Here is a 21097-nt window from a genome sequence, read left to right as displayed (position 1 = left end):
CGTAAGTCATTGATAACGGTTTGAGGCTCTCTAGAATGTCCAGAGCAGCCAGTCAGGGGAACAAGATGAAAATACTGATCGTTGAAGACGAGATAAAAACCGGGGAGTACCTCAGCAAGGGGCTGACTGAGGCGGGGTTTGTGGTGGACCACGCTGACAATGGCCTGACCGGATATCATCTCGCCATGACCGCCGAGTATGACCTCCTGATTCTGGATATCATGCTTCCCGACGTGAACGGCTGGGATATCATCCGCATGTTACGTTCTGCCGGGAAGGGAATGCCGGTTCTGTTACTCTCAGCCCTTGGCACTATTGAACACCGGGTGAAGGGTCTTGAACTGGGCGCGGATGATTACCTGATCAAACCCTTTGCCTTTGCGGAGCTTCTCGCCCGCGTCAGGACGCTTCTGCGACGGGGCAATACGGTGATCACGGAAAGCCAGTTTCAGGTGGCTGATCTGATGATTGATCTCGTGTCCAGAAAGGTGAGCCGCGCGGGCAACCGCATCCTGCTGACCAGCAAAGAGTTCAGCCTGCTGGAGTTTTTTATGCGACACCAGGGGGAAGTGCTGCCCCGCTCCCTGATTGCATCCCAGGTCTGGGACATGAATTTTGACAGCGACACCAACGCGATTGATGTCGCCGTCAAACGGCTTCGCGCGAAAATAGACAATGATTATGAGCCGAAGTTGATCCAGACGGTCCGCGGCGTGGGGTACATGCTGGAGGCACCGGATGCGCGTTAAATTACCCAGACGCCCTTTCTCATTAGCCCTGAGGCTGACGTTTTTTATCAGCCTCTCCACGATACTGGCATTTTTCGCCTTCACCTGGTTTATGCTGCACTCCGTTGAAAAGCATTTTGCCGAGCAGGATATCAACGATCTGCAGCAAATCAGTACCGCGATGCACCGTATCCTGCAGTCCCCGGCAGATCCGGACGAGAAGAAAATCAGTAAAATCAAAGAGTCAATTGCCAGCTATCGTAACGTTGCGGTTCTGCTTCTCGACGCGCGTGGAGAGGTGTTGTTCAGTACGGCGCAGGGGGCAGCGTTACGCCCTGCCGTGAACACGGCGGCATTCAGCACGCACAGCCGGGCACGGGATGTGTTTCTCTGGACGGTAGATGCCCCCACCCTGCAGAGTCATTCCGGCGCTGAGATGAAAAGTGACACGTACCGGATTATCGCCTCGTCAGGCACGGCAACGCTGCAGGGAAAAGCGCAGAATTACGTTATGCTGATCGGGCTTTCTATTAATTTCCATCTCCATTATCTCGATGCGCTGAAAAAGAACCTGATTGCGATTGCCGTGGTGATCAGCCTGCTGATTATTCTTATCATTCGAATCGCGGTCCGTCAGGGACACCTGCCGCTGCGTAACGTCAGCAATGCCATTAAAAATATCACCTCTGAAAATCTCGATGCGAGGCTGGAACCGTCGCGCGTTCCGGTTGAACTGGAGCAACTGGTGATTTCGTTCAACCATATGATTGAAAAGATTGAAGATGTGTTCACCCGCCAGGCGAATTTTTCTGCCGATATCGCCCACGAAATCAGAACCCCCATCACCAATCTGGTGACCCAGACTGAAATCGCACTCAGCCAGAACCGGACGCCGAAAGAGCTGGAAGATATCCTCTACTCCAGCCTTGAAGAGTATAACCGGATGACCCGGATGGTCAGCGATATGCTGTTCCTGGCGCAGGCGGATAATAATCAGCTGATCCCGGACAGGGTGATGTTTGATTTAAGCGCGGAGGTCATTAAAGTCTTTGATTTCTTCGAGGCCTGGGCGGAAGAACGCCATATCACGTTGACGTTTCACGGGATGCCCTGCCTGATCGAAGGCGATCCGCAGATGTTCAGACGCGCAATCAACAACCTGTTATCCAATGCCCTGCGCTATACGCCGGAAGGCAAGACGGTGACCGTCTCAATCGCCGAACGGGAAAACGATTTTGAGCTGATGATTGCCAACCCCGGGAAACCTGTCCCGCAAGAACATCTACCCAGGCTGTTTGACCGTTTTTACCGGGTGGATCCTTCCAGGCAGCGAAAAGGCGAAGGCAGCGGGATTGGTCTTGCCATTGTGAAGTCAATTGTCACCGCGCATCATGGCAAAGTCCGCGTCGAATCGGATGCTCAGTCGACACGCTTTATCTTGTCCGTGCCTAAGCGGGTTACTCAGCACTGAGTGGTTGCTGCACAGCCCGACACACGTCCAGCACTTTCTCTCTCAGCCAGCGGTGCCCCGGATCCCTTTCCATTCGCGGGTGCCACATCTGCGATACCGTAATGGTTCGGGTTTTAAACGGCAGTTCAAAGACATGCACACTCTGCGCCATCGGCTGGTTCAGCAGATACAATGCCGGAACCATGGCGATCAGATCGGACGCCAGCGCCACGGATAACGCCGTCGGGAAACCGGGCACGACGCTGGCAATTTTGCGCTTCATCCCCACTTCTGCCAGCGCATCGTCGACAAAGCCGTGTAGCGACCCGTCGGGCGCGGCAACCACGTGGCCCCAGGAAACATAATCGTGAAGGCTGACCGTGGGGTGTGCCGCCAGCGGATGTCCCTTACGCACCGCGGCAATGAACCGATCCTGAAACAATCGCTGCAGGCGTATTTCAGGTCCCATGTTGCTCTGCACGCCAATTTCCAGGTCAACCAGCCCTTCCCGCAGATAACGTGACGTTTTCTCAGGCTTCGGCGAGAACCGAATACACACATCGGGCGCAGCTTCGGCCACGGCGGCAATCAGCAATGGGCCAAATGCAACCACAAAACCATCATTGGCTCTGATGGTGAACAGCCGCTCGAGGTTTCCTACCTTCAGCGTTTCAGTGGAGGGCTGCAATACGGCTCTTGCCTCATACACGGCCCCTCTGGCTCGCTCCCGGGTGGCCTCGGCCCAGGGCGTCAGCACCATATTACGCCCTGCCCGCACCAGGATCGGGTCGCCGGTCACCTCTCGCAGCCGGCTCAGGGTACGGCTCATGGCTGACGTACTCAGGTTTAAACGCCGCGCCGCGCCCGCCACGCTGGCTTCGGCCAGCAGGACGTCGAGGGCGACAAGCAAATTAAAATCCGGATCGGACATGATGCATCCTCAGATAAGGCGTTGTATGCAACTGAACAGTGCAACTGCTGCGTCTTCCGCCTTGTATATCCCATGATTATAGTTTCGTCATCAACATTCTTTCTGGAGTTACGACGATGACGCTATTTTCAAACCAGCCCGGCGACGAAGGATTGCCCGGCCATGAACGCGCCCGGGTGATGGCCGCGGTAATGACCACCACGCTGATGGGCGTTTTTGATGGCACCATGATCAACATCGCCTTGCCTTCGATGGCAAGCGCGATGCAGGTGCCCGCGAATGTAGCCGTCTGGTTCGCCAATGGGTATCTGTTGTCCGCGGCCATGACTCTGGCCATCTTCGCTGCCCTGGCGGCCCGCGTTGGCTACCGCCCGGTGTTTCTGACCGGACTTGCCGTCTTTACACTCACCTCGCTCGGCTGCGCGCTGGCCCGCACCCCGGACATGCTGATCGGGATGCGGATATTGCAGGGGATTGGCGGGGCGGCCACACTGAGTATTGCTCCGGCGATACTGCGCGCCGTCTTCCCCGGTCGACTGCTTGGCCGCATTCTGGGACTGCACGCCCTGCTTATCGCCTCCAGCACGGCCATTGCACCCGTACTGGGCGGGACGATCCTGGACGTACTGCGCTGGCAGTGGTTATTCGCCATTAACCTTGTTCCCGGAACGATTGCCCTGCTGTTGGCCTGGAAGGCATTACCTCGACAGCCGGCTTCAGATCCTTCTCCGTTCGATGCCCCGGGGGCACTGCTCTCCACGGTCCTGTTGGGGGCGATGATCATGACGGCCAACAGTTTCCAGCATGCTTCGCACCACATCAGCCACGAGGCTATCAGTTGGGCGCTGCTCGCTACGATTAGCGTCATCACCTTTGTCTGGCATATTCGCCGCGCCCGAAGCCCCATACTGCCTCCCGTTATTTTCCACAACGGACGCTTTACGCTCGCCGCGCTCACGTCGCTGGCCTCGTTTGTGAGCCAGGGCATCACCTTTATCGCCCTGCCGTTCCTGTTTCAGAGCGTATATGGCTACAGTCCGGTGGTCTCCGCGCTGCTGTTCACGCCCTGGCCGATAGGCATCGTACTGATCGCGCCGCATGCGGGCCGCTGGGCAGACACAATTTCAGCCCCGCTGATATCTACCCTTGGGCTTATCGTGTTTGTGGTGGGATTGATTCTGCTCGCGACACTGCCCGCCAGCCCTTCCGCTTGGAATATCTGCCTGCGAAGCCTGGTGTGCGGGATCGGTTTTGGCTGTTTCCAGAGTCCCAATAACCGGGAAATGCTCTCTAACGTGGTGCGGGAGTATGCCAGCTACGCATCCGGCGTACTGGCTATCGTGCGGACGTTTGGACAATGCCTGGGGGCTGCCGTGGTCGGCGTTCTGCTGGCCACAACGCAGAATCAGCCGGCTTTTGACGATCGGGCCGTTCATTATTCACTGTGGATTGCGGTCATTGCTTCGGCGGTTTCTGTCGTGTTTAGCGTGAGCCGGCTGCGCGCCACGCGTCAGGCTACGGCATAAACACGGTGCAGCGCACTTCGCGCTGCACCTGTGATTTACTCCAGCGCCAGCAGCGCAAAACTCGCCAGCCAGTGTCCGCCGCTGTAGTGGCTTCCCACTACATGCTCGACGCTTGCCGCCAGATGTCGGTCGACTGCCTCGTGCAGCGCCTGTTGTCCCGGATGGTTATCCGGCAGCGCGCGGGCAATATGCTTCATGCACCAGGCGCGGCTGAGGTTTAACCCATCCAGATGGGCAATTTTGGGGTCGGTACGATCGCTCACTTCTGCCGGGTGCATCAGGGCAGAAACAGACCCCACATCAGGAAGAAAGGCGTCAAACCACGTCGGGAAATGCTCCGCCACCTTACTCATCAACAGCGCTTCCGTCAGCGCGCCGGAAATGTACTCATCACCACCCGGTTCATAGTGAGCCGGGTAATGCGTGTCAGCCAGATAAAAGCGCGTCGCCGCCGTCAGAATAGCCTGCTCAAGGGCGTTATCCTGCACTGCACGGGCGTAATCAATCCCCAGCGCCAGGGCAAAAGCGGTGTTGTAATGCGTACCGACACGGATCGGATAGGTAAGCTTGCTGAGGTAATCCACCAGTCTGTCGCGAATGTCCTGCGTTAACGGCTGCAGTGTCTGATACCAGCTGGCGGCCTGAGGTAACGCGGATTGCTTCAGCTCCTGCGTCAGCGCCAGAAGCCAGCCGTAGCCATAAGGGCGCTCGAACGAGGCGCGAAACGGTGCCTTGAAATAGGCCAGCTCTTTCGCCACCTTCTCCTGCGTGATGTGTTCATCAAACAGGGCGACAATTTCATCCCGGCACGACAGTTCAGGGTAAAGCCGCACGCAGCGCAGCAGCAGCCAGTAGCCGTGCACCGCCGAGTGCCAGTCGAAGCAGCCATAAAAAATGGGGTGCAGTTCGCGGGGTGGCAGGACATCACCATCATCATTAAGCAGGTGCATAATGTGGTTCGGATATTCCTGGCGTAAATAGGTCAAAGGCATGCGGGCAAACGCGTCGGCCTGGTGTTGCGTTAATTCCATATCAGCTCCTTAGATCGTTGCCGCGCTTAGCGAAAAACGAGGAAATACATTAAGAACACGTTGACCACCAGCAGGGTTAACGCCGTTGGGATCTGGATCTTGATCACCTGGTACTTATCTTTAAGCTCCAGCAGCGCGGCCGGAACGATATTAAAGTTGGCCGCCATCGGCGTCATCAGCGTGCCGCAATAGCCCGCGTACATGCCAATCGCCAGCAGCGGTGCCGGGTTACCATGGTGAACGTTAATCAGAAACGGCAAGGCGATACCGGCGCTGAGCACCGGGAATGCCGCGAAGGCGTTGCCCATGATCATGGTGAAAAGCGCCATGCCCACGCAGTAAATCACCACCAGCATGAACCGGCTGTCGGGGTTCACAAACAGGCTTACGACCTTCTGGACTGACTCGCCGGTGTTCGCCACCACAAACACCCCGCCCAGCATGGCCAGCATCTGTGGCAAAATCACCGCCCAGCCAATGGTGTCGACCAGGCGCCGGGACTGGCGAATAGCCTGCAAGGGTGTGCCTTTTGTCAGCCACCAGCCAGTCAGGATCGCCGCCACACAGGCGACGCACAGTGCCGCCAGCGTGAGCTGTTTCTGGTCAAGAAGGAATACGCCCCCTATCGACACCCCTTTCAGGAATAATGTCCCGATCACCGTAACCACCGGGATCATCAGCGCAGGCAGGAACAGCCAGTTTTTCAGCCGCGTTGACGAGGCTTCGCGCTCGGCATCGGTAGCCATTTTATAGTGCCCTTTGCCGACAAGACCAAAGCCCGCCAGCAGAGCAATCACAATGACGCCGCCGCCGATAATTCGATAAGCAAGGGATTTGCCCAGCTCCTGCACCATCAGGTCGCCAAACAGGAAGATCCCGCCGAACAGGAACCAGAATAGCGCGGTGGTAAAACGTTTAGGATTCGCGCGATCGCGCAGGGTCATCACGACCAGCATCATCACGACAAAGCCGATCAGGTAATACACGCGGTTAATGGTGATCAGGGTCATCATGGCGCGATCTCCTGTGTACCCTGCTCAGCGCGCCAGGACATAACGTCACGACGGATGCTGGCATCCAGACGCAACAGGCGCGTCATATGAATAATCAATGCCGCGATGGCGGTCGGAATGGCCCACAGACCGATATGCAACGGTTCAATGCCCTGTATCCCATTCTCTTTCAGGAAAGCGTCGATCAGCAGCACCGCGCCAAACGCGATAAAAATATCTTCGCCAAAGAAAACCGCGATGTTGTCGCACGCCGCGGCATGCGCTTTGATCTTGTCCCGGATATGTTGCGGCAGTTCGCCATACTCATTGAGCGCTGCGCCTTCGGCCATCGGTGCCAGCAGCGGACGAACGGTCTGAGCATGCCCACCCAGCGACATCAATCCCAGCGCGGCCGTCCCTTCACGCGCCACAAAATAGAGCATCAGAATACGTGCCGAGGTGGCGCTGGCAATCTTTGCCACCCACGCCTGTGCCCGCTCTTTCAACCCGTAATATTCCAGCAGGCCAATAACCGGCAGGATCAGAATAAAGGTTGCCAGGGAACGACTGTTGACGAACTTCTCGCCAAAGGTCTCAAGCAACATCCCAAAATCCATGCCAACCAGCAGTCCGGTAGCCAGCCCCGCCACCACAACCACCAGTAGCGGGTTGAAACGCAGAGCAAAACCAATAACCACCACCGGTATACCGATGAGCGGCAACAGTGTCGAACCGTCCATAAACGTTTACCCTATCCAAAGTGAGCGTTGCGCGCCGGCGGCTATTTTTTTAATACTTCGCATCATGGCGAAGCGGGATGCAGTGCGGCGCGCGATGTTGTGTTTTGCGTCAGGCTCTGCAGAACCTGCACTAAAAAGCTATATCTGAACCACAAAAACATGTAAACAATTTATCAATAAAATGTTCTTATTTTATCGATGAGTTTACATTTCCGGGCCAACGTCACCCCCCGTAAGGAACGTTATGACTGCAAAGAAGAGTGCTGGATCATCAAATCACGACGATATAACCGATGGCCGTATCGTGTCCTCTCGCCATCTGGTATCGGAACGTTGCGCGGAATTATCAGAGCTGGAGTACGCGTTGATCATGACCAGCAACGCGTTTAACAAATGGATGGTGCGCTGCATGACCGCCGCCGGTGAGCCAGATATGGGCGCTTTTGATGTCTCGCTTCTGCATCACGTGAACCACCGCGACCGCAAAAAAAAGCTGGCCGACATCTGTTTTGTCCTGAACGTGGAAGATACCCATGTGGTGACGTATGCACTGAAGAAGCTGGTCAAGGCGGGCTACGTGACGAGTGAAAAAGCCGGAAAAGAGCTCTATTTCTCAACGACGGAGGAAGGGAAAGCGCTATGCATGAAATACCGCGACGTGCGGGAAGCGTGTCTGATCAATATCCATGCGGAGAGCGGGATTTCCGGAGCGTCTATTGGTGACACCGCGCAGTTGCTCCGGACCATATCTTCCCTGTATGACACCGCCGCGCGGGCGGCGGCATCACTGTAGTTAAGGGCGTCTGAAAAGCGAAATACTTCGTCCGGCCAGATGGTATTCCACGGCTTTGGTGATGACCGTCCCGGGGACAACGTCATCCGCCGTGGAGAGTTCCAGTACCCAACCTCCTTCGCCAAACTGGGGGATCTGGAACGGCACGGTGCCTTCAAACGGGTTAAACAGCATCAGCACATCGTGCCAGAGGCCCGGCTCCTGTCTGAGGTCCGGTCTGCTGATGGATACGCCGAGGGTGGAACCTTCATCCCACTGCTCATCCTGCTGCGGGCCGCCGCCGGCGTTAAACCAGCGGATCTCAAGCCCGTCGCGCCAGCTTTCACGCCGCAGCAACGGCTGTTTCGCGCGAAGGGCAATCAGATGGCGGGTAAAGTCGCGCAGGGCGGTGTCGTTTTCCGATAACCCCTTCCAGTCGATCCAGGAGATCTCGCTGTCCTGGCAATACCCGTTATTGTTCCCCTTTTGCGTACGGCCAAACTCGTCCCCGGCCAGCAGCATTGGCGTGCCGTGAGAGAACAACAGCGTGGTGAGGAAATTACGCTTCTGCCGCTCCCGGGTAGCGATAATATCCGGATTCTCTGTCGGCCCTTCCTCTCCGTAGTTATACGACCGGTTATCGTTATGCCCGTCGTTATTGTCTTCACCATTGTCGGCATTATGCTTTTCGTTGTAAGACACCAGGTCATTCAACGTAAAGCCGTCGTGGGCGGTGATAAAGTTGATGCTGGCCCACGGACGGCGTCCGCGCAGGTCGTACAAGTCACCGGAACCGAGCAGGCGCGCGGCGAAGTCGTTAGACACGTTATCGCCCTTCCAGTACTCACGTACGGTATCGCGGTATTTGTCGTTCCACTCCCCCCAGCCTGGCGGGAAGCCGCCGACCTGATAACCACCGGGGCCGATATCCCAGGGCTCACCAATCAGCTTCAGACGGGATAACACCGGATCCTGCGTGACGGCATCGAAAAAGCCACCGCGCGGATCAAAGCCTTCGGGCTCACGGCCCAGAATTGTCCCGAGGTCGAAACGGAAACCGTCAATATGCATCGATTCGGCCCAGTAGCGCAGTGAATCCATCACCATCTGCAGCACTCTCGGATGGGAGGTATTCACCGTATTCCCCGTGCCGGTGTCGTTAATGTAATACCGGTGTTGATCGGGTAAGGTGCGGTAATAGCTGAAGTTATCGATGCCCTTAAACGACAGCGTTGGGCCGAGCTCATTGCCTTCTGCCGTGTGGTTATAGACAACATCAAGGATCACCTCGATGCCTGCGTCATGATAGGCGCGCACCATATCGCGAAAACCCTGGATCCCCGCCGGACCGTAATAGCGTGACGCCGGTGCAAAGAAGCCGAGCGTGTTGTAGCCCCAGAAGTTTTTCAGCCCCCTGTCGAGCAGGTGTTGATCGTCCGGGAACCAGTGAACCGGCAGCAGTTCAACCGAGGTGATGCCAAGGCTTTTGATGTAATCGACCGAGGCTTTGTGTCCCATCCCTTCAAACGTACCGCGAAGTTCAGGCGGGATCGCCGGGTTAAGCTGGGTAAAGCCCTTCACGTGGCTCTCATACACAACGGTATTCGGCCACGGAATGGTTGGCCGGTTATCATCCTGCCAGTCAAAAGCATTGGGGTCGATGACCTTGCATTTTGGCGTGAACGGCGCGCTGTCGCGGGTATCAAAACTGAGGTCGAGATCGTCATGACCCAGCTCATAGCCGAAATGGGCGTCGTTCCAGTCGATATCGCCCACCAGTTCACGGGCATACGGATCGATAAGCAGTTTATTGGGGTTGAAGCGATGCCCGTTTTCCGGGTCATAGGGGCCGTAAACACGATAGCCGTACAGCGCGCCAGGCTTCAGATCCGGCACATAGCCGTGCCACACTTCATGGGTATATTCCGGCAGCTCCAGCCGGGCGATTTCGGTTTTTCCTGAAGGGTCAAACAGACAGAGCTCAACCCGCTCCGCATGTGCTGAAAACAGCGCAAAGTTGACCCCCTTCCCGTCATAATTTGCGCCTTGCTGCTGGCCATGACCGGCCCGAATTTCAAACGTATTATCCTTTGGCATTTTTTGTTCTCCACGATCATTCGCAGGTAAGCAGAACCATTAAGCATCCCGTTTCAGACGTTACATCCAGCGTCTCTTGCAGAACCCGGCTTTCACCGGTGAACAGATCCCGGTAGCGTTTTCCTGCCAGCGCATCGGGTATAGCAATAGTGGTATTGGCCCACAGTGCTTCATGGGTTGTCACGTCGAAGACCAGCCGCGGCACGGCAACAATCAGCGCCTCCTCGTCTTTCACGCGTGCGTAAACAATCAGGTTCTCCGCCCGCTCGCCGCTCACCTTCAGCGGCAGCCAGTCACCGTAATGGAATAGCGCGGCATAATGCGGACGAAGCCGTAACAGCGTGGCGGTGACATATTGCTTAACGCTCCCGTCTCGCCAGCATTCCGGGCGGGCAAACACCCCGGCATCCGCCGTGCTGAGGTGGCGCACCAGCGCGGGGAAATCCGGTTCCCGTCGGTTATCCGGGTCGACAAGGCTAAAGTTAAGCGCTTCGCAGCCCTGATAGATGTCCGGTACCCCGGGTGCGGTAAGTTTGATCACCGTCTGGCTGAGGCTGTTCATCAGCCCGGCACGGATAAAGGGCTGCATCGCCTCACTGAAATCCTTCAGGAACAGGGTGTTGTCCGGTGAAAGCAGATGCCGGGCATAGCTCAGCACCACGCTCTCATAGCTTTCGTTGCTATCTATCCAGTCTGTGCGTTGTTTGGCTTCGCGCAGCGCTTTCTCCAGGAAGCCGAGGAAGCGCTCTTCGAGTGATTTCAGCCCGTCGACATCGTCAGGTGACAGTGTGGCGGGCCAGACGCCGGCCAGAGCCTGATAAATCATCCAGGTATCAGCAGCGTTCGGCGCGGTACCGTCGCTCAGAAAACGCACGTGGGTTTGATTCATCTGCCGCCAGCGGGCCAGATTTTCGCCCCACTGTTCCGGCGCTTCCGTCAGGGTATAGAGGCGTGCCCGGGCATCTTCACCGCGCTTCGTGTCATGGGTGGATGTCCCGAGTAAGGCGTCAGGCTGACGGGCAAGACGGATGCGCATTTCCTGATGAAAACGCGATAGCGAAAAGGCGCGCGGCGTCGGGTCTGCCCCCACTTCGTTAAGCGCCAGCTCCAGGTTATGGCGAAAGAACAGCGTATCTTCCACGGATTTCGCCATCAGTGGCCCGGTGAGTTGCTGGAAGCGGGTTCTGAAACGTGCCGCGTCGTCGTGGCAATTTTCAGGAAGATCGCCGGTAAGAATGCATACGATCAGGCTCAGGGCCGCTTCAGAGGTGTTAATGCTTGCGACAACGCGATTGAGCAGCGCCACGTCAGAGGCGGTTAAGCCTTCACGGGTGCCGTAGGTCCGATACACCGGAAACGCGATCAGCAGCTCGCGCAACGCATGGTGGATCTCATCGGGTTGCAGTTCAACCGCATTGCGTCGGGCAAGATCGGTGGCGATAGTTAACAGGGTAGTGAATTCGCCCTCGAAATTGCGATCGGTCATCAGCCCTTTGGCATCCCGTAACGCTGCAAACCGATCAACGGTTTCCCCGAGCGTGTCGTCATGGATTTTCTCCAGGCGGTCAAGGCGGCTGTCGTCCACCAGAACTTCCGCCAGCGAGGCAATAAACTCGTACCCCGTGGTGCCGGAGACTGGCCATTCGACGGGGAGCTGTTCCCCTTTGGCGAGAATTTTTTCAACCGTGATGTAACACGCCGGTCCGGTTGCCTGGCGCAGACGCTGCAGATAGCCCAGCGGATCGGCCAGACCGTCGATATGGTCAATTCGCAGACCGTCAACGACGCCAGAATGAACCAGTTCAAGGATCAATCGGTGTGTATCACTAAATACCGACGCGTCTTCAACCCGCACGCCCACCAGGCCGGTGATTTCGAAGAAACGCCGCCACGAGAGCTGTTTCGGGGCTTCACGCCAGGACATCAGCCTCCAGCTCTGGGCCTCGTGCAGCGCCGCAATGCTTTTACCCTCCACAAAGGTACCCGGGTTAAGAGGATAGGCGGTGTCGTAGTAGACCAGCGCGGCTTTGTCCGTGACAGGGTCACGTTTTACAGTAATGGCGCCCTTCTCAAGCTCCGCCTCAAAGGTGTCGCCCAGAAACGGCAGCGTAAGCGGCCGTGACCAGTCAATATCGAAATAGCGTGCGTAGCGGCTCTGTTTGCCATGCTCAATCACGTCTCGCCACCAGTGATTCTCCAGCGAGGTCGACATGTGGTTAGGCACAATATCCAGTATCAAGCCCATTCCCGCCTGCCTGAGCGCGGCCGCCATACGGTCGAATCCTTCTCGTCCGCCAATGGCGGGGTCAATTTCATTCGGGTCGGTCACGTCATAGCCGTGCGTAGAGCCGGTCGTGGCGGTGAACACAGGTGAGGCGTAAAGATGGCTGATGCCGAGATCTTTCATATACGGCACCAGTTCCACGACACGGTCAAACGTCATGCCGTTACGGAACTGAATACGGTAGGTCGCGGAAGGGATCATAACGATGCTTCTCCATCAGCAAAGCGAACAATAATACTGTTCGGCGGTAACACCTCGTTCACCTCCGGCCAGCTAAAGAGCGTTTCTCCTGCCAGTGCAGGCACATCAACAGCCTTATTGCCGGTATTGAACGCCAGAGACAACGTTCCGGTCGGGAATCGCCAGCTCACTGCAATCATGCCGGGTGCCGTCCTGATGACCTTGCCCTCCACCGTGACGCCCTTTCGCAGTAACGGAACGATATGACGATGGCGCAACGTCAGCAGCGTTCGCGTGAAGCGAAGCCACGTTTTACCGTCATCGGTGGCGACCTTATTCCAGTCAATTTTGGAGCGAATAAAGGTCTTCACGTCATTCGGATCGGGGACGGACGCATCGTGCCCGGCATGGCCGGTAAACTCTTTTGCGCGCCCTTCCCGCACTGCTTTGGCAAGCTCACCGTGAAAATCGGTAAAGAACAAAAACGGATTGGTTTCACCAAACTCTTCCCCCATAAACAGCAGCGGAATATGGGGCGAAAGCAGCAGTGCAGCAAGCAACACCCGTGTTTTATCGGCCCCCGCAAGGGCGATCAGTCTCTCTCCCTGAGCGCGGTTGCCGGTTTGATCGTGGTTTTGAATAAAATCGACAAAAAACTGTGGCGGCTGCGTGTGACATTCCACGCCGCGTGACTTGCCGGTCTGGAGAGAAACCTCGCCCTGATAGACAAAACCTTCTGTCAGCGCACGGGCGAGTTTTTTCTCCGGTTCAAAGGCAAAATCCTGGTAGTACGCATGCGTTTCGCCGGTGGCAAAGACATGCGCGGCATTGTGAAAGTCATCGTTCCACTCCGCGGTAAAAAGCGGGGTCGCACCGTGTGCGTCGCGCGGATGCAGGAAGATAACGTTACGGCTGTCTTCGGTGGTGAGATGGATTTGCCGCCCGGGAATAGCCTCGCGAATGCGTTCGGCAATCTCCTGCAGGATGTGTTTATCCGACGTGTCTTCAATCTGGTCGATGGCATCAAACCGTAATCCATCAAGATGGTATTCCGTCAGCCAGAACAGCGGGGCTTCGGTAATGTATTGCCTGACCGGCTCAGTCTCGTAAGCAATCCCGTTGCCCCAGGGCGTCATCCGTTCCGCGTCGAAAAACGCGGGTGACAACACTGGCAGATAATTCCCTTCCGGGCCGAAGTGGTTAAGCACAATATCCAGCACGACAGAAAGCCCAAGCCCATGCGCGGCATCGATAAAGGCGTGGAAGTCTTCTGGCGTGCCATAGGCAGCGTGCGGTGCATACAGCAATACCCCGTCATATCCCCAGCCGCGCGATCCGCCAAACTGTGAGACGGGCATGACTTCAATCTGGGTAATGCCAAGTTCAGCCAGGTAAGGCAGTTTTTCAATGGCGGCCCGGAAGGTGCCCTCCGGGGTAAAGGTGCCGATGTGCAGCTCGTAAATCACCGTGTCTTCCCACGGACGCCCTGCCCACTCCCGGTTGCCGGGCGGATACCGTCTGGCATCGATAACAACCGAGGGACCGTTAACATCCCCAGCCTGGGCGCGCGACGCCGGATCGGGTACGGCCATGCCGTTCTGCAAAACATACTGATATTCTGTGCCGTGCGTGACGCCGGGGACGTCAATCTGGAACCAGCCGCTGCCGACCGCCGTCATTGGCAAGTCGTTTTCTGCCAGACGTAGCGTAAGTTCTTTCTGTCCTTCTGCCCAGACGCGAAAACGTACAACGTCATTGGAAATAAACTCAGCACCCCAGTGTTTTTGAAATGTCCTGAATTCCATTCATTGTCCTCGAATGACCCACATTTTACGCGGAATGAAGTACAAGCTTAGTTCAGGATCAAAAGAGTGTTACGCCAGCGGTTTTAATGGCTTCATCTATTATTTATAAAAATATTCGCCACAAGGAATACCATGCAGATTCGAAAAGGATTAAATACCGACCTCGCACGTCTTGAATGCTGTGACTTTTCATTCACCGTCAGTCACGTTGCGCGGGAGCCTTTTATACATTGTGATTTGCATATCGACGCTGTCGCCGTGCCTTATCGTAAAACGTATGAGCTCGATATGCAGACCCTTGAAAATCATTGCGTTAATCCGGATGCCATATTTCTTGTGGCCGAAACAGATGAGGGAGAAATTGCCGGTTTTATCACCGCGTCAATGAGCTGGAATAAATTTATCGCCGTTGACTATATTGCCGTTGAGCGCACGAAACGCAGAGCTGGCGCGGCGCAAAAATTGATGGCGGCCGCACACGTGTGGGCGCGAAGCGTCAACGCGGCTGGATTAAGGCTCGAAACCCAGAATGTGAATGTTTCTGCCTGCCTGTTCTACCGTCATTATGGCTTTACGTTAGGCGGATACGATCGTTTCCTCTACAACGCATTACCGGAAAAAGACGAAATCGCCCTGTTCTGGTATTACATGCTGATCTGACTCTGGCTCTAACGGATATTGGCGGACGAAAGCGATTTGTCTGAAAATTATCCACCCGGCGCGCAAGGGAATGTGCGTCAGAATATGACTCACCTGCCTCCCTTCATTTTTCTGTCACTTAACTTCAATACGCTTACATGATTTTGACAATGACGTTAAGGAAAGAAGAGTGAATTCAATGGCTAAGGCATTACTGCTGGCATTACCTGTTATGAGCGCGACCGCCACGGCAGCCGACCACGAAATCTGTGAGCCGAAAGCGTATGAGATGGCGCTGCGCTACCAACAGAAATCGGCAGAAATTATGGCACTACAGCTGCAGACCTATCGTTTCGCCACCGAGCGTTTTAACGAAAAAATAAAAGGGCTGACTGCGCCTGAGAACTATGCCGTTGTGATGGATCTTGATGAAACGGTGCTGGATAACACTCCGTTACTGGCGCGTGATGCCGAACAGTGCCACGACTACACGAAATGGGACACCTGGAGTGACTGGGAAAAGCAGGGAAAACCGGGATTAATTCCTGGCGCGAAGGCGTTTCTTGATCGCGTGAATCAAAGTAAGGTCCGTATTTATTATGTATCTGACCGGATGCAGGAAAACAAAGCAGATACGCTCAATACGTTAAAATCCCTCGGCTTACCGCAGGTTTCAGAGGATAGCGTTCTGCTCGATACGGTCAGTAAAGAAGCCCGCCGCCAGAGCATCCTGAAGAAACAGCAGATAATCATGCTCTTCGGTGACAGCCTGCCTGATTTCGCCGCGCAATTTAAAAACAAAAAGCCGAGCGAAGCGCAGCGTGAACTCGTTGAGGCCAGTGCCGATCGCTTTGGCAGTGACTGGATTGTGCTGCCCAATGCCGCGTATGGCTCGTGGTCAAAAGCCACGCTTGAAGGCTGGAAAGCCCCGCTGAAGCAATAACGTCTGGCTTGCCGGGTGGCACATTGCTGCCACCCGACATTTGACCCGACCTATCCATCCCGTTTATATGTCCTATCATTATCAGGCGGGTTCATATAATTTTACGGAGAAGTAAGATGAGCTCTTTCTGAAGGAGACCCTTATGCTGACCGTAAAAAAACTTGCCCTGACAACGCTGATTTCCAGTTCGTTATTGTTCTACCCTGCGCTTCAGGCTTCGGCAGAAACGCCCCAGCACGTGGTTAAACAGCCTGCCGGGGGCTACAGCGTGCAGGTTGGCGATATTATGGTGACCTCGTTTACCGACGGTACCGTGGCGCAAGACCTGCACAAATTACTTCGTCGGACGACCCCGCAGAAGACCGATGCGTTGCTCGCACAAAATTTCCAGACCAACCCGGTAGAGGCGTCCATTAACGCTTTTCTGATTGCTCTGCCCGGCCACAAGATTCTGGTGGATACCGGCTCAGGCCAGCTTTTTGGCCCCGGTAACGGCGGGCGACTGATTGAGAGTCTGGCAACGCAGGGGATCGCGCCGCAGGACATCACCGAGATTTTACTGACCCATGCGCACTCCGATCATGCCGGTGGCCTGGTCAAAGATGGTAAGGCGGTGTTTACCAATGCGCGCGTTTTTGTCGGCAAACCTGACATCGACTTTTTCTTTAACAACGATAATCAGAAAAAAACCGGCTACGACCAGAACTACTTCGATGTCGCGCAGAAAACCTTAAAACCGTATCGTGATGCCGGCAAGGTGGTTCCTTTTTCCGGAACCTCGCAGCTTCTGCCCGGGATAACCGGCACGGTTCACCCGGGCCATACGCCTGGCTCGGCCTTCTATACGCTGGAAAGTAAAGGCGAGAAAATCACCTTTGTCGGCGATATTATCCACGTCGCGGCGGTACAGTTCCCGCAGCCCGCCGTGACCATCGCCTACGACCAGGATCAGGACGGTGCGGCACGTGTCCGCCAGGATGCTTTTGCTGATTTTGTGAAAAACAGAGACCTTGTCGCAGCCCCCCACCTGCCGTTCCCGGGTATCGGTTACGTCACGAAAGGCGAGCACGGCGGTTACGCCTGGGTGCCCGTCACCTACACCAATCGCGACAGCCACAGCGCAAAGTAAAACGGATAACACGATGACGCCCGTTGCTGAGATGGATATCGACCTGATCCTGACGCTGGATGCATTGCTCCAGGATCAGAACATCACCCATGCGGCCGCGCGGCTCGGCATCAGCCAGCCCGCGATGTCCGCCCGTCTGGCGCGCCTGCGTTCGCTCTTTGGCGAACCGTTGTTTATCCCTTCCCCACATGGACGTGGGGTGTTGCCCACGCCCAGAGCGGAAGCGCTGCGACCGCAGGTCATGACCGTATTGCGGGGCATTAACGCGATGTTTGCTCCCACCACCTTTGATGCGCAAACCAGCCAGCGGACATTTGTGATTGCCCTGCATGAAAATCCGGCCCTGATGCTGGGTGCCGAACTGCTTAATCAGTTCCGGGCCCATGCCCCGGGGATCCGCTTGCGATTCGCGCTGCCAGAAATGGCAACCCTGCCACAGCAGCTGGAAAAGGGTGATGTGGATGCCTATATCGGTGTGAGCGCCGGCGCGCACGACGGCTGGGTCAGACGCAAACTTTTCGATGACCAGTTTGCAACAGCCCAGCGAAAAGGCCACCCCCGCGGTGTCGGGCCACTGGATCTGGAGCACTATTGCGCGCGCTCTCATCTGGTGGTCTCTTCAGAGGGTGACCCGTTTACCGGCTTTGTGGATCAAACCCTGGGCGGACTGGGGTATCAGCGCAACGTGGTGATGTCCACGCAGAGCTACGCCATGGCACCTCCACTTGTCGCCAGCACGGACCTGCTCTGCACCTTACCGGAACGTATGCTGCAACGCTTTGCCTCGACGCTGGATATCTTTCCCCCGCCGCTGCCGCTGCAGCCGATTACCATCAGCATGTACTGGCACCCGAAAAACAGTCAGGATCCGGCAAGCCTCTGGCTGCGCGAGCAACTGCTGCTGGCCGCGGGACGTCAGATGTGATCGAGGGTGTGCAGAAATTTCTTTAACACCTCTGAGCGAATGATCCGGTGGCACACCAGCTTCAGCTCGCTTTCCCTGAGCCTGTCAATGATGTCGACGTACACGACATTCTCCACGCTGACTGCCCTGGCCGAGGCCGGCAATAGCGCCATGCCAAACCCCGCAGAGACCAGGCTGATGACAGTAGGTACGTCGGTGGCGTTTTGTACCACCTCAGGCTGGAAACCTGCGACGTAACAAACGTCATAGAAGTACTGTTCGAGGCCCATTCCCTCCGGGTCGCGCAGGGAGATCCATTTTTCATCTTTCACCGAGGCGAGCGTAAGCGCGGACGATTTCGCCAGAGGGTGCTGTGAAGAGAGTGCCAGCACCGTTTTCTCGGACGTAAACGGGCGGCTTTGCAGGTCGTCAGGCAGAGACGGCAGCGGCGCCCGGATGATGGCCACATCCAGCTGGTTGCTTTGCACGGCGGTATAGAGCGTCTGCACATTCCCCGTCATTAGCGACATGGTGATGGCAGGCCACCGACTGTGCATCTGGCGCAGCGCGGCAGGCAGCCTGGTGTCAAACATGGCGCTCGATACGCACCCGAGATTCAACACCCCTTGCTCCCCCCTCGCCGTTTGTCTGGCGTCCAGTACCGCCTGTTCCGTCAGGGCGATGGCCAGCCTGGCTTTCTCCAGGAAAGCTTCACCGGCCGGCGTCAGGGTTAAACGACGATTCGCCCGGCTAAAGAGCGTAACGCCTAACCGTTCCTCTAACGTTTTAATCTGCTGACTCAGCGCGGGTTGTGCCATGTTCAGGCGCTCCGCAGCCCGGTGCATGTGAAGTTCTTCCGCAACGACAATGAAATTACGCATCTGACGAAATTGCATAACGCTTCCCTGGATTTTTTGATAATAAATTTATTATCAAAATAGCAGTAATGATGCAATTGATGCTATGGGCTGTTGCCATAAAAATGGAGGCATGCAAACACGGGAGGAAAAAATGGAAAGCCCAGTCAACGATCTCAGAAGTGCCATCGCGTTACTGCAACGCCATGAAGGACAGTATATTGAAACGGATCATCCGGTCGATCCCAACGCAGAGCTGGCGGGTGTTTATCGACATATTGGTGCGGGCGGCACGGTGAAACGCCCTACCCGAACGGGCCCGGCCATGATGTTCAATAACGTTAAAGGCTATCCGGATTCGCGTATCCTGGTGGGCATGCACGCCAGCCGGGAAAGAGCGGCACTCCTTCTGGGATGTGAACCCTCGACGCTCGCGCAGCACGTCGGTCAGGCCGTGAAAAACCCGATCGCGCCGGTTGTCGTTCCGGCATCGCAGGCCCCTTGCCAGGAGCAGGTATTCTACGCTGACGATCCTGATTTTGATCTGCGTAAACTGCTTCCGGCCCCGACAAATACGCCGATTGATGCTGGCCCGTTCTTCTGTCTGGGGCTGGTACTGGCAAGCGATCCGGAAGACAGTTCGCTGACTGACGTCACGATTCACCGTCTCTGTATTCAGGAGCGCGATGAGCTTTCCATGTTCCTGGCCGCGGGGCGCCACATTGAGGTCTTTCGTAAAAAGGCTGAAGCAGCCGGAAAACCGCTGCCGGTGACGATCAACATGGGGCTCGACCCGGCGATTTATATCGGTGCGTGCTTTGAAGCGCCCACGACGCCGTTTGGTTATAACGAACTGGGCGTTGCCGGGGCGCTGCGTCAAAAACCGGTCGAACTGGTACAGGGCGTGGCGGTAAAAGAGAAAGCGATCGCGCGGGCTGAAATCATTATCGAAGGCGAACTGCTGCCAGGCGTGCGCGTTAGAGAAGATCAGCACACCAACAGTGGCCATGCAATGCCGGAATTTCCGGGCTACTGCGGCGAGGCAAACCCTTCTTTGCCCGTCATCAAAGTGAAAGCCGTCACCCTGCGTCACCAGGCAATCCTGCAAACGCTGGTGGGGCCAGGTGAAGAGCACACCACGCTCGCAGGCCTGCCAACGGAGGCCAGCATCCGCAATGCCGTTGAAGAGGCCATTCCGGGCTTCCTGCAAAATGTCTATGCGCATACCGCGGGCGGCGGTAAGTTCCTCGGCATTCTGCAGGTGAAAAAACGCCAGCCATCCGATGAAGGACGTCAGGGACAGGCGGCGCTTATCGCACTCGCGACCTATTCCGAGCTGAAAAACATCATTCTTGTCGACGAAGACGTGGATATTTTCGACAGCGACGACATCCTGTGGGCGATGACCACCCGCATGCAGGGAGATGTCAGCATCACCACTATTCCAGGGATCCGCGGCCACCAGCTGGATCCGTCGCAATCGCCGGATTACAGCACGTCGATTCGCGGAAACGGCATTTCCTGTAAGACCATCTTCGACTGCACGGTACCGTGGGCGCTGAAGGACCGCTTCGAACGCGCGCCGTTTATGGAGGTTGACCCACGTCCGTGGGCGCCAGATTTGTTTGACACAAAACACGACTAGCGCGTTCGCGATACAGAAGAGCGTATGGCTTTCGGGTCATACGCTCTTCTGTTTTTCATCGCAGGCAAAAAGGGAAATTGCCGCTTCCCCTGCTTTCTTGTACCCTTTCGTCGTTAACCCCAACCCCACAAGAACTGAGACATCCGGACGCTTATGACTGCACACCTTTCTAAAGACCCTTTACATGGCGTAACGCTGGAGATGCAGGTCAATGCCCTGGTTGCACGATATGGCTGGAGTGAGTTGGGCGATCGAATCAAAATTAACTGTTTCAGAAAAGACCCAAGCGTTAAATCGAGCCTGAAATTTCTGCGCCGCACGCCCTGGGCTCGCGCAGAAGTTGAAGCCCTGTATCTTGATTCCCTGAATGATGAGGGGATCGCAGAACCGGACGAACCCGCCTTTAACCCCTGGGCTAACAGTCGGATAACCAAGAGCTAAAAC

18 protein-coding genes are annotated in these 21097 nt (G+C 56.1%); 10 read left to right on the top strand and 8 right to left on the bottom strand.

Annotated elements, in window-relative coordinates; translation table 11 throughout:
- Positions 1–65: 65 nt before the first annotated feature.
- Both silR and AAIR21_RS03205 read left to right on the top strand, forming a co-directional pair.
- On the top strand, positions 66–749 hold the full coding sequence (gene silR / locus AAIR21_RS03210) for a copper/silver response regulator transcription factor SilR (RefSeq protein WP_032670366.1): 684 nt from the start codon (positions 66–68) through the stop codon (positions 747–749).
- Complete coding sequence (locus tag AAIR21_RS03205) at positions 739–2199, top strand: Cu(+)/Ag(+) sensor histidine kinase (protein WP_063156429.1); 1461 nt, start codon at positions 739–741, stop codon at positions 2197–2199. Before silR ends, AAIR21_RS03205 begins: the two co-directional genes overlap by 11 nt.
- Here the strand turns inward: AAIR21_RS03205 and AAIR21_RS03200 are convergent.
- Complete coding sequence (locus tag AAIR21_RS03200) at positions 2186–3109, bottom strand: LysR family transcriptional regulator (protein ID WP_183516350.1); 924 nt, start codon at positions 3107–3109, stop codon at positions 2186–2188. The two genes, AAIR21_RS03205 and AAIR21_RS03200, sit on opposite strands and share 14 nt — an antisense overlap.
- Before the next feature lie 116 nt (positions 3110–3225).
- On the opposite strand from AAIR21_RS03200, the gene AAIR21_RS03195 reads away from it, so the two are divergent.
- Positions 3226–4635: an MFS transporter gene (locus tag AAIR21_RS03195; protein ID WP_063156430.1), complete on the top strand. Its 1410-nt coding sequence runs from the start codon at positions 3226–3228 to the stop codon at positions 4633–4635.
- Between the two features lie 35 nt (positions 4636–4670).
- Here the strand turns inward: AAIR21_RS03195 and AAIR21_RS03190 are convergent, their stop codons facing one another.
- The 3 genes from AAIR21_RS03190 to AAIR21_RS03180 are packed head-to-tail and all read right to left on the bottom strand — an operon-like array spanning position 4671 to position 7398.
- Entirely contained in the window at positions 4671–5666 is a 996-nt protein-coding gene (locus AAIR21_RS03190; RefSeq protein WP_063156431.1) for a DUF2891 domain-containing protein, read from the bottom strand.
- A gap of 26 nt (positions 5667–5692) precedes the next feature.
- On the bottom strand, positions 5693–6679 hold the full coding sequence (locus tag AAIR21_RS03185) for a DUF979 domain-containing protein (RefSeq protein WP_063156432.1): 987 nt from the start codon (positions 6677–6679) through the stop codon (positions 5693–5695).
- On the bottom strand, positions 6676–7398 hold the full coding sequence (locus AAIR21_RS03180) for a DUF969 domain-containing protein (protein WP_014170091.1): 723 nt from the start codon (positions 7396–7398) through the stop codon (positions 6676–6678). Before AAIR21_RS03180 ends, AAIR21_RS03185 begins: the two co-directional genes overlap by 4 nt.
- A 244-nt stretch (positions 7399–7642) precedes the next feature.
- Here AAIR21_RS03180 and AAIR21_RS03175 point away from each other — a divergent pair, with 244 nt between their 5' ends.
- The gene (locus AAIR21_RS03175; protein WP_014170092.1) at positions 7643–8191 is read left to right on the top strand and encodes a winged helix DNA-binding protein; all 549 of its coding nucleotides are present in this window, start codon (positions 7643–7645) and stop codon (positions 8189–8191) included.
- Here AAIR21_RS03175 and glgX read toward each other — a convergent pair whose 3' ends face one another.
- The 3 genes from glgX to treZ are packed head-to-tail and all read right to left on the bottom strand — an operon-like array spanning position 8192 to position 14536.
- Positions 8192–10267 (bottom strand): glycogen debranching protein GlgX, encoded by a 2076-nt coding sequence (gene glgX, locus AAIR21_RS03170; protein ID WP_032680984.1) that lies wholly within the window; start codon positions 10265–10267, stop codon positions 8192–8194.
- Between the two features lie 16 nt (positions 10268–10283).
- On the bottom strand, positions 10284–12752 hold the full coding sequence (treY, locus tag AAIR21_RS03165) for a malto-oligosyltrehalose synthase (protein ID WP_183516349.1): 2469 nt from the start codon (positions 12750–12752) through the stop codon (positions 10284–10286).
- Positions 12749–14536 carry a malto-oligosyltrehalose trehalohydrolase gene (gene treZ / locus AAIR21_RS03160; RefSeq protein WP_183516348.1) on the bottom strand — a complete coding sequence of 596 codons (1788 nt, stop codon included), beginning with the start codon at positions 14534–14536 and terminating at the stop codon, positions 12749–12751. The genes treY and treZ overlap by 4 nt, the downstream gene beginning before the upstream one ends.
- 132 nt (positions 14537–14668) lie before the next feature.
- Between treZ and AAIR21_RS03155 the strand changes: the two genes are divergently transcribed.
- From AAIR21_RS03155 to AAIR21_RS03140, 4 genes are all read left to right on the top strand, one after another.
- Complete coding sequence (locus AAIR21_RS03155) at positions 14669–15196, top strand: GNAT family N-acetyltransferase (protein ID WP_020884118.1); 528 nt, start codon at positions 14669–14671, stop codon at positions 15194–15196.
- Between the two features lie 178 nt (positions 15197–15374).
- The gene (locus AAIR21_RS03150) at positions 15375–16118 is read left to right on the top strand and encodes a 5'-nucleotidase, lipoprotein e(P4) family (protein WP_194372958.1); all 744 of its coding nucleotides are present in this window, start codon (positions 15375–15377) and stop codon (positions 16116–16118) included.
- A gap of 142 nt (positions 16119–16260) precedes the next feature.
- A complete protein-coding gene (locus tag AAIR21_RS03145) occupies positions 16261–17247 on the top strand; it encodes an MBL fold metallo-hydrolase (protein ID WP_020884116.1) in 987 nt (328 codons plus the stop codon).
- Between the two features lie 13 nt (positions 17248–17260).
- Positions 17261–18172 carry a LysR family transcriptional regulator gene (locus AAIR21_RS03140; protein WP_183516347.1) on the top strand — a complete coding sequence of 304 codons (912 nt, stop codon included), beginning with the start codon at positions 17261–17263 and terminating at the stop codon, positions 18170–18172.
- On the opposite strand, the gene AAIR21_RS03135 is transcribed toward AAIR21_RS03140, so the two are convergent.
- A complete protein-coding gene (locus tag AAIR21_RS03135; RefSeq protein WP_063214437.1) occupies positions 18163–19047 on the bottom strand; it encodes a LysR substrate-binding domain-containing protein in 885 nt (294 codons plus the stop codon). The two genes, AAIR21_RS03140 and AAIR21_RS03135, sit on opposite strands and share 10 nt — an antisense overlap.
- A gap of 115 nt (positions 19048–19162) precedes the next feature.
- Between AAIR21_RS03135 and AAIR21_RS03130 the strand changes: the two genes are divergently transcribed.
- The gene (locus AAIR21_RS03130) at positions 19163–20653 is read left to right on the top strand and encodes a UbiD family decarboxylase (protein WP_331703654.1); all 1491 of its coding nucleotides are present in this window, start codon (positions 19163–19165) and stop codon (positions 20651–20653) included.
- Positions 20654–20806: 153 nt separating this feature from the next.
- Positions 20807–21094, top strand: coding sequence for a VF530 family DNA-binding protein (locus tag AAIR21_RS03125; RefSeq protein WP_014170105.1), 288 nt, complete (start codon positions 20807–20809; stop codon positions 21092–21094).
- The last annotated feature ends 3 nt before the right edge of the window (positions 21095–21097 follow it).

The organism is Enterobacter sp. PTB (assembly GCF_051130085.1).
Lineage (GTDB): Bacteria > Pseudomonadota > Gammaproteobacteria > Enterobacterales > Enterobacteriaceae > Enterobacter > Enterobacter ludwigii.
This window is presented reverse-complemented; position numbering and strand designations above follow the sequence as displayed.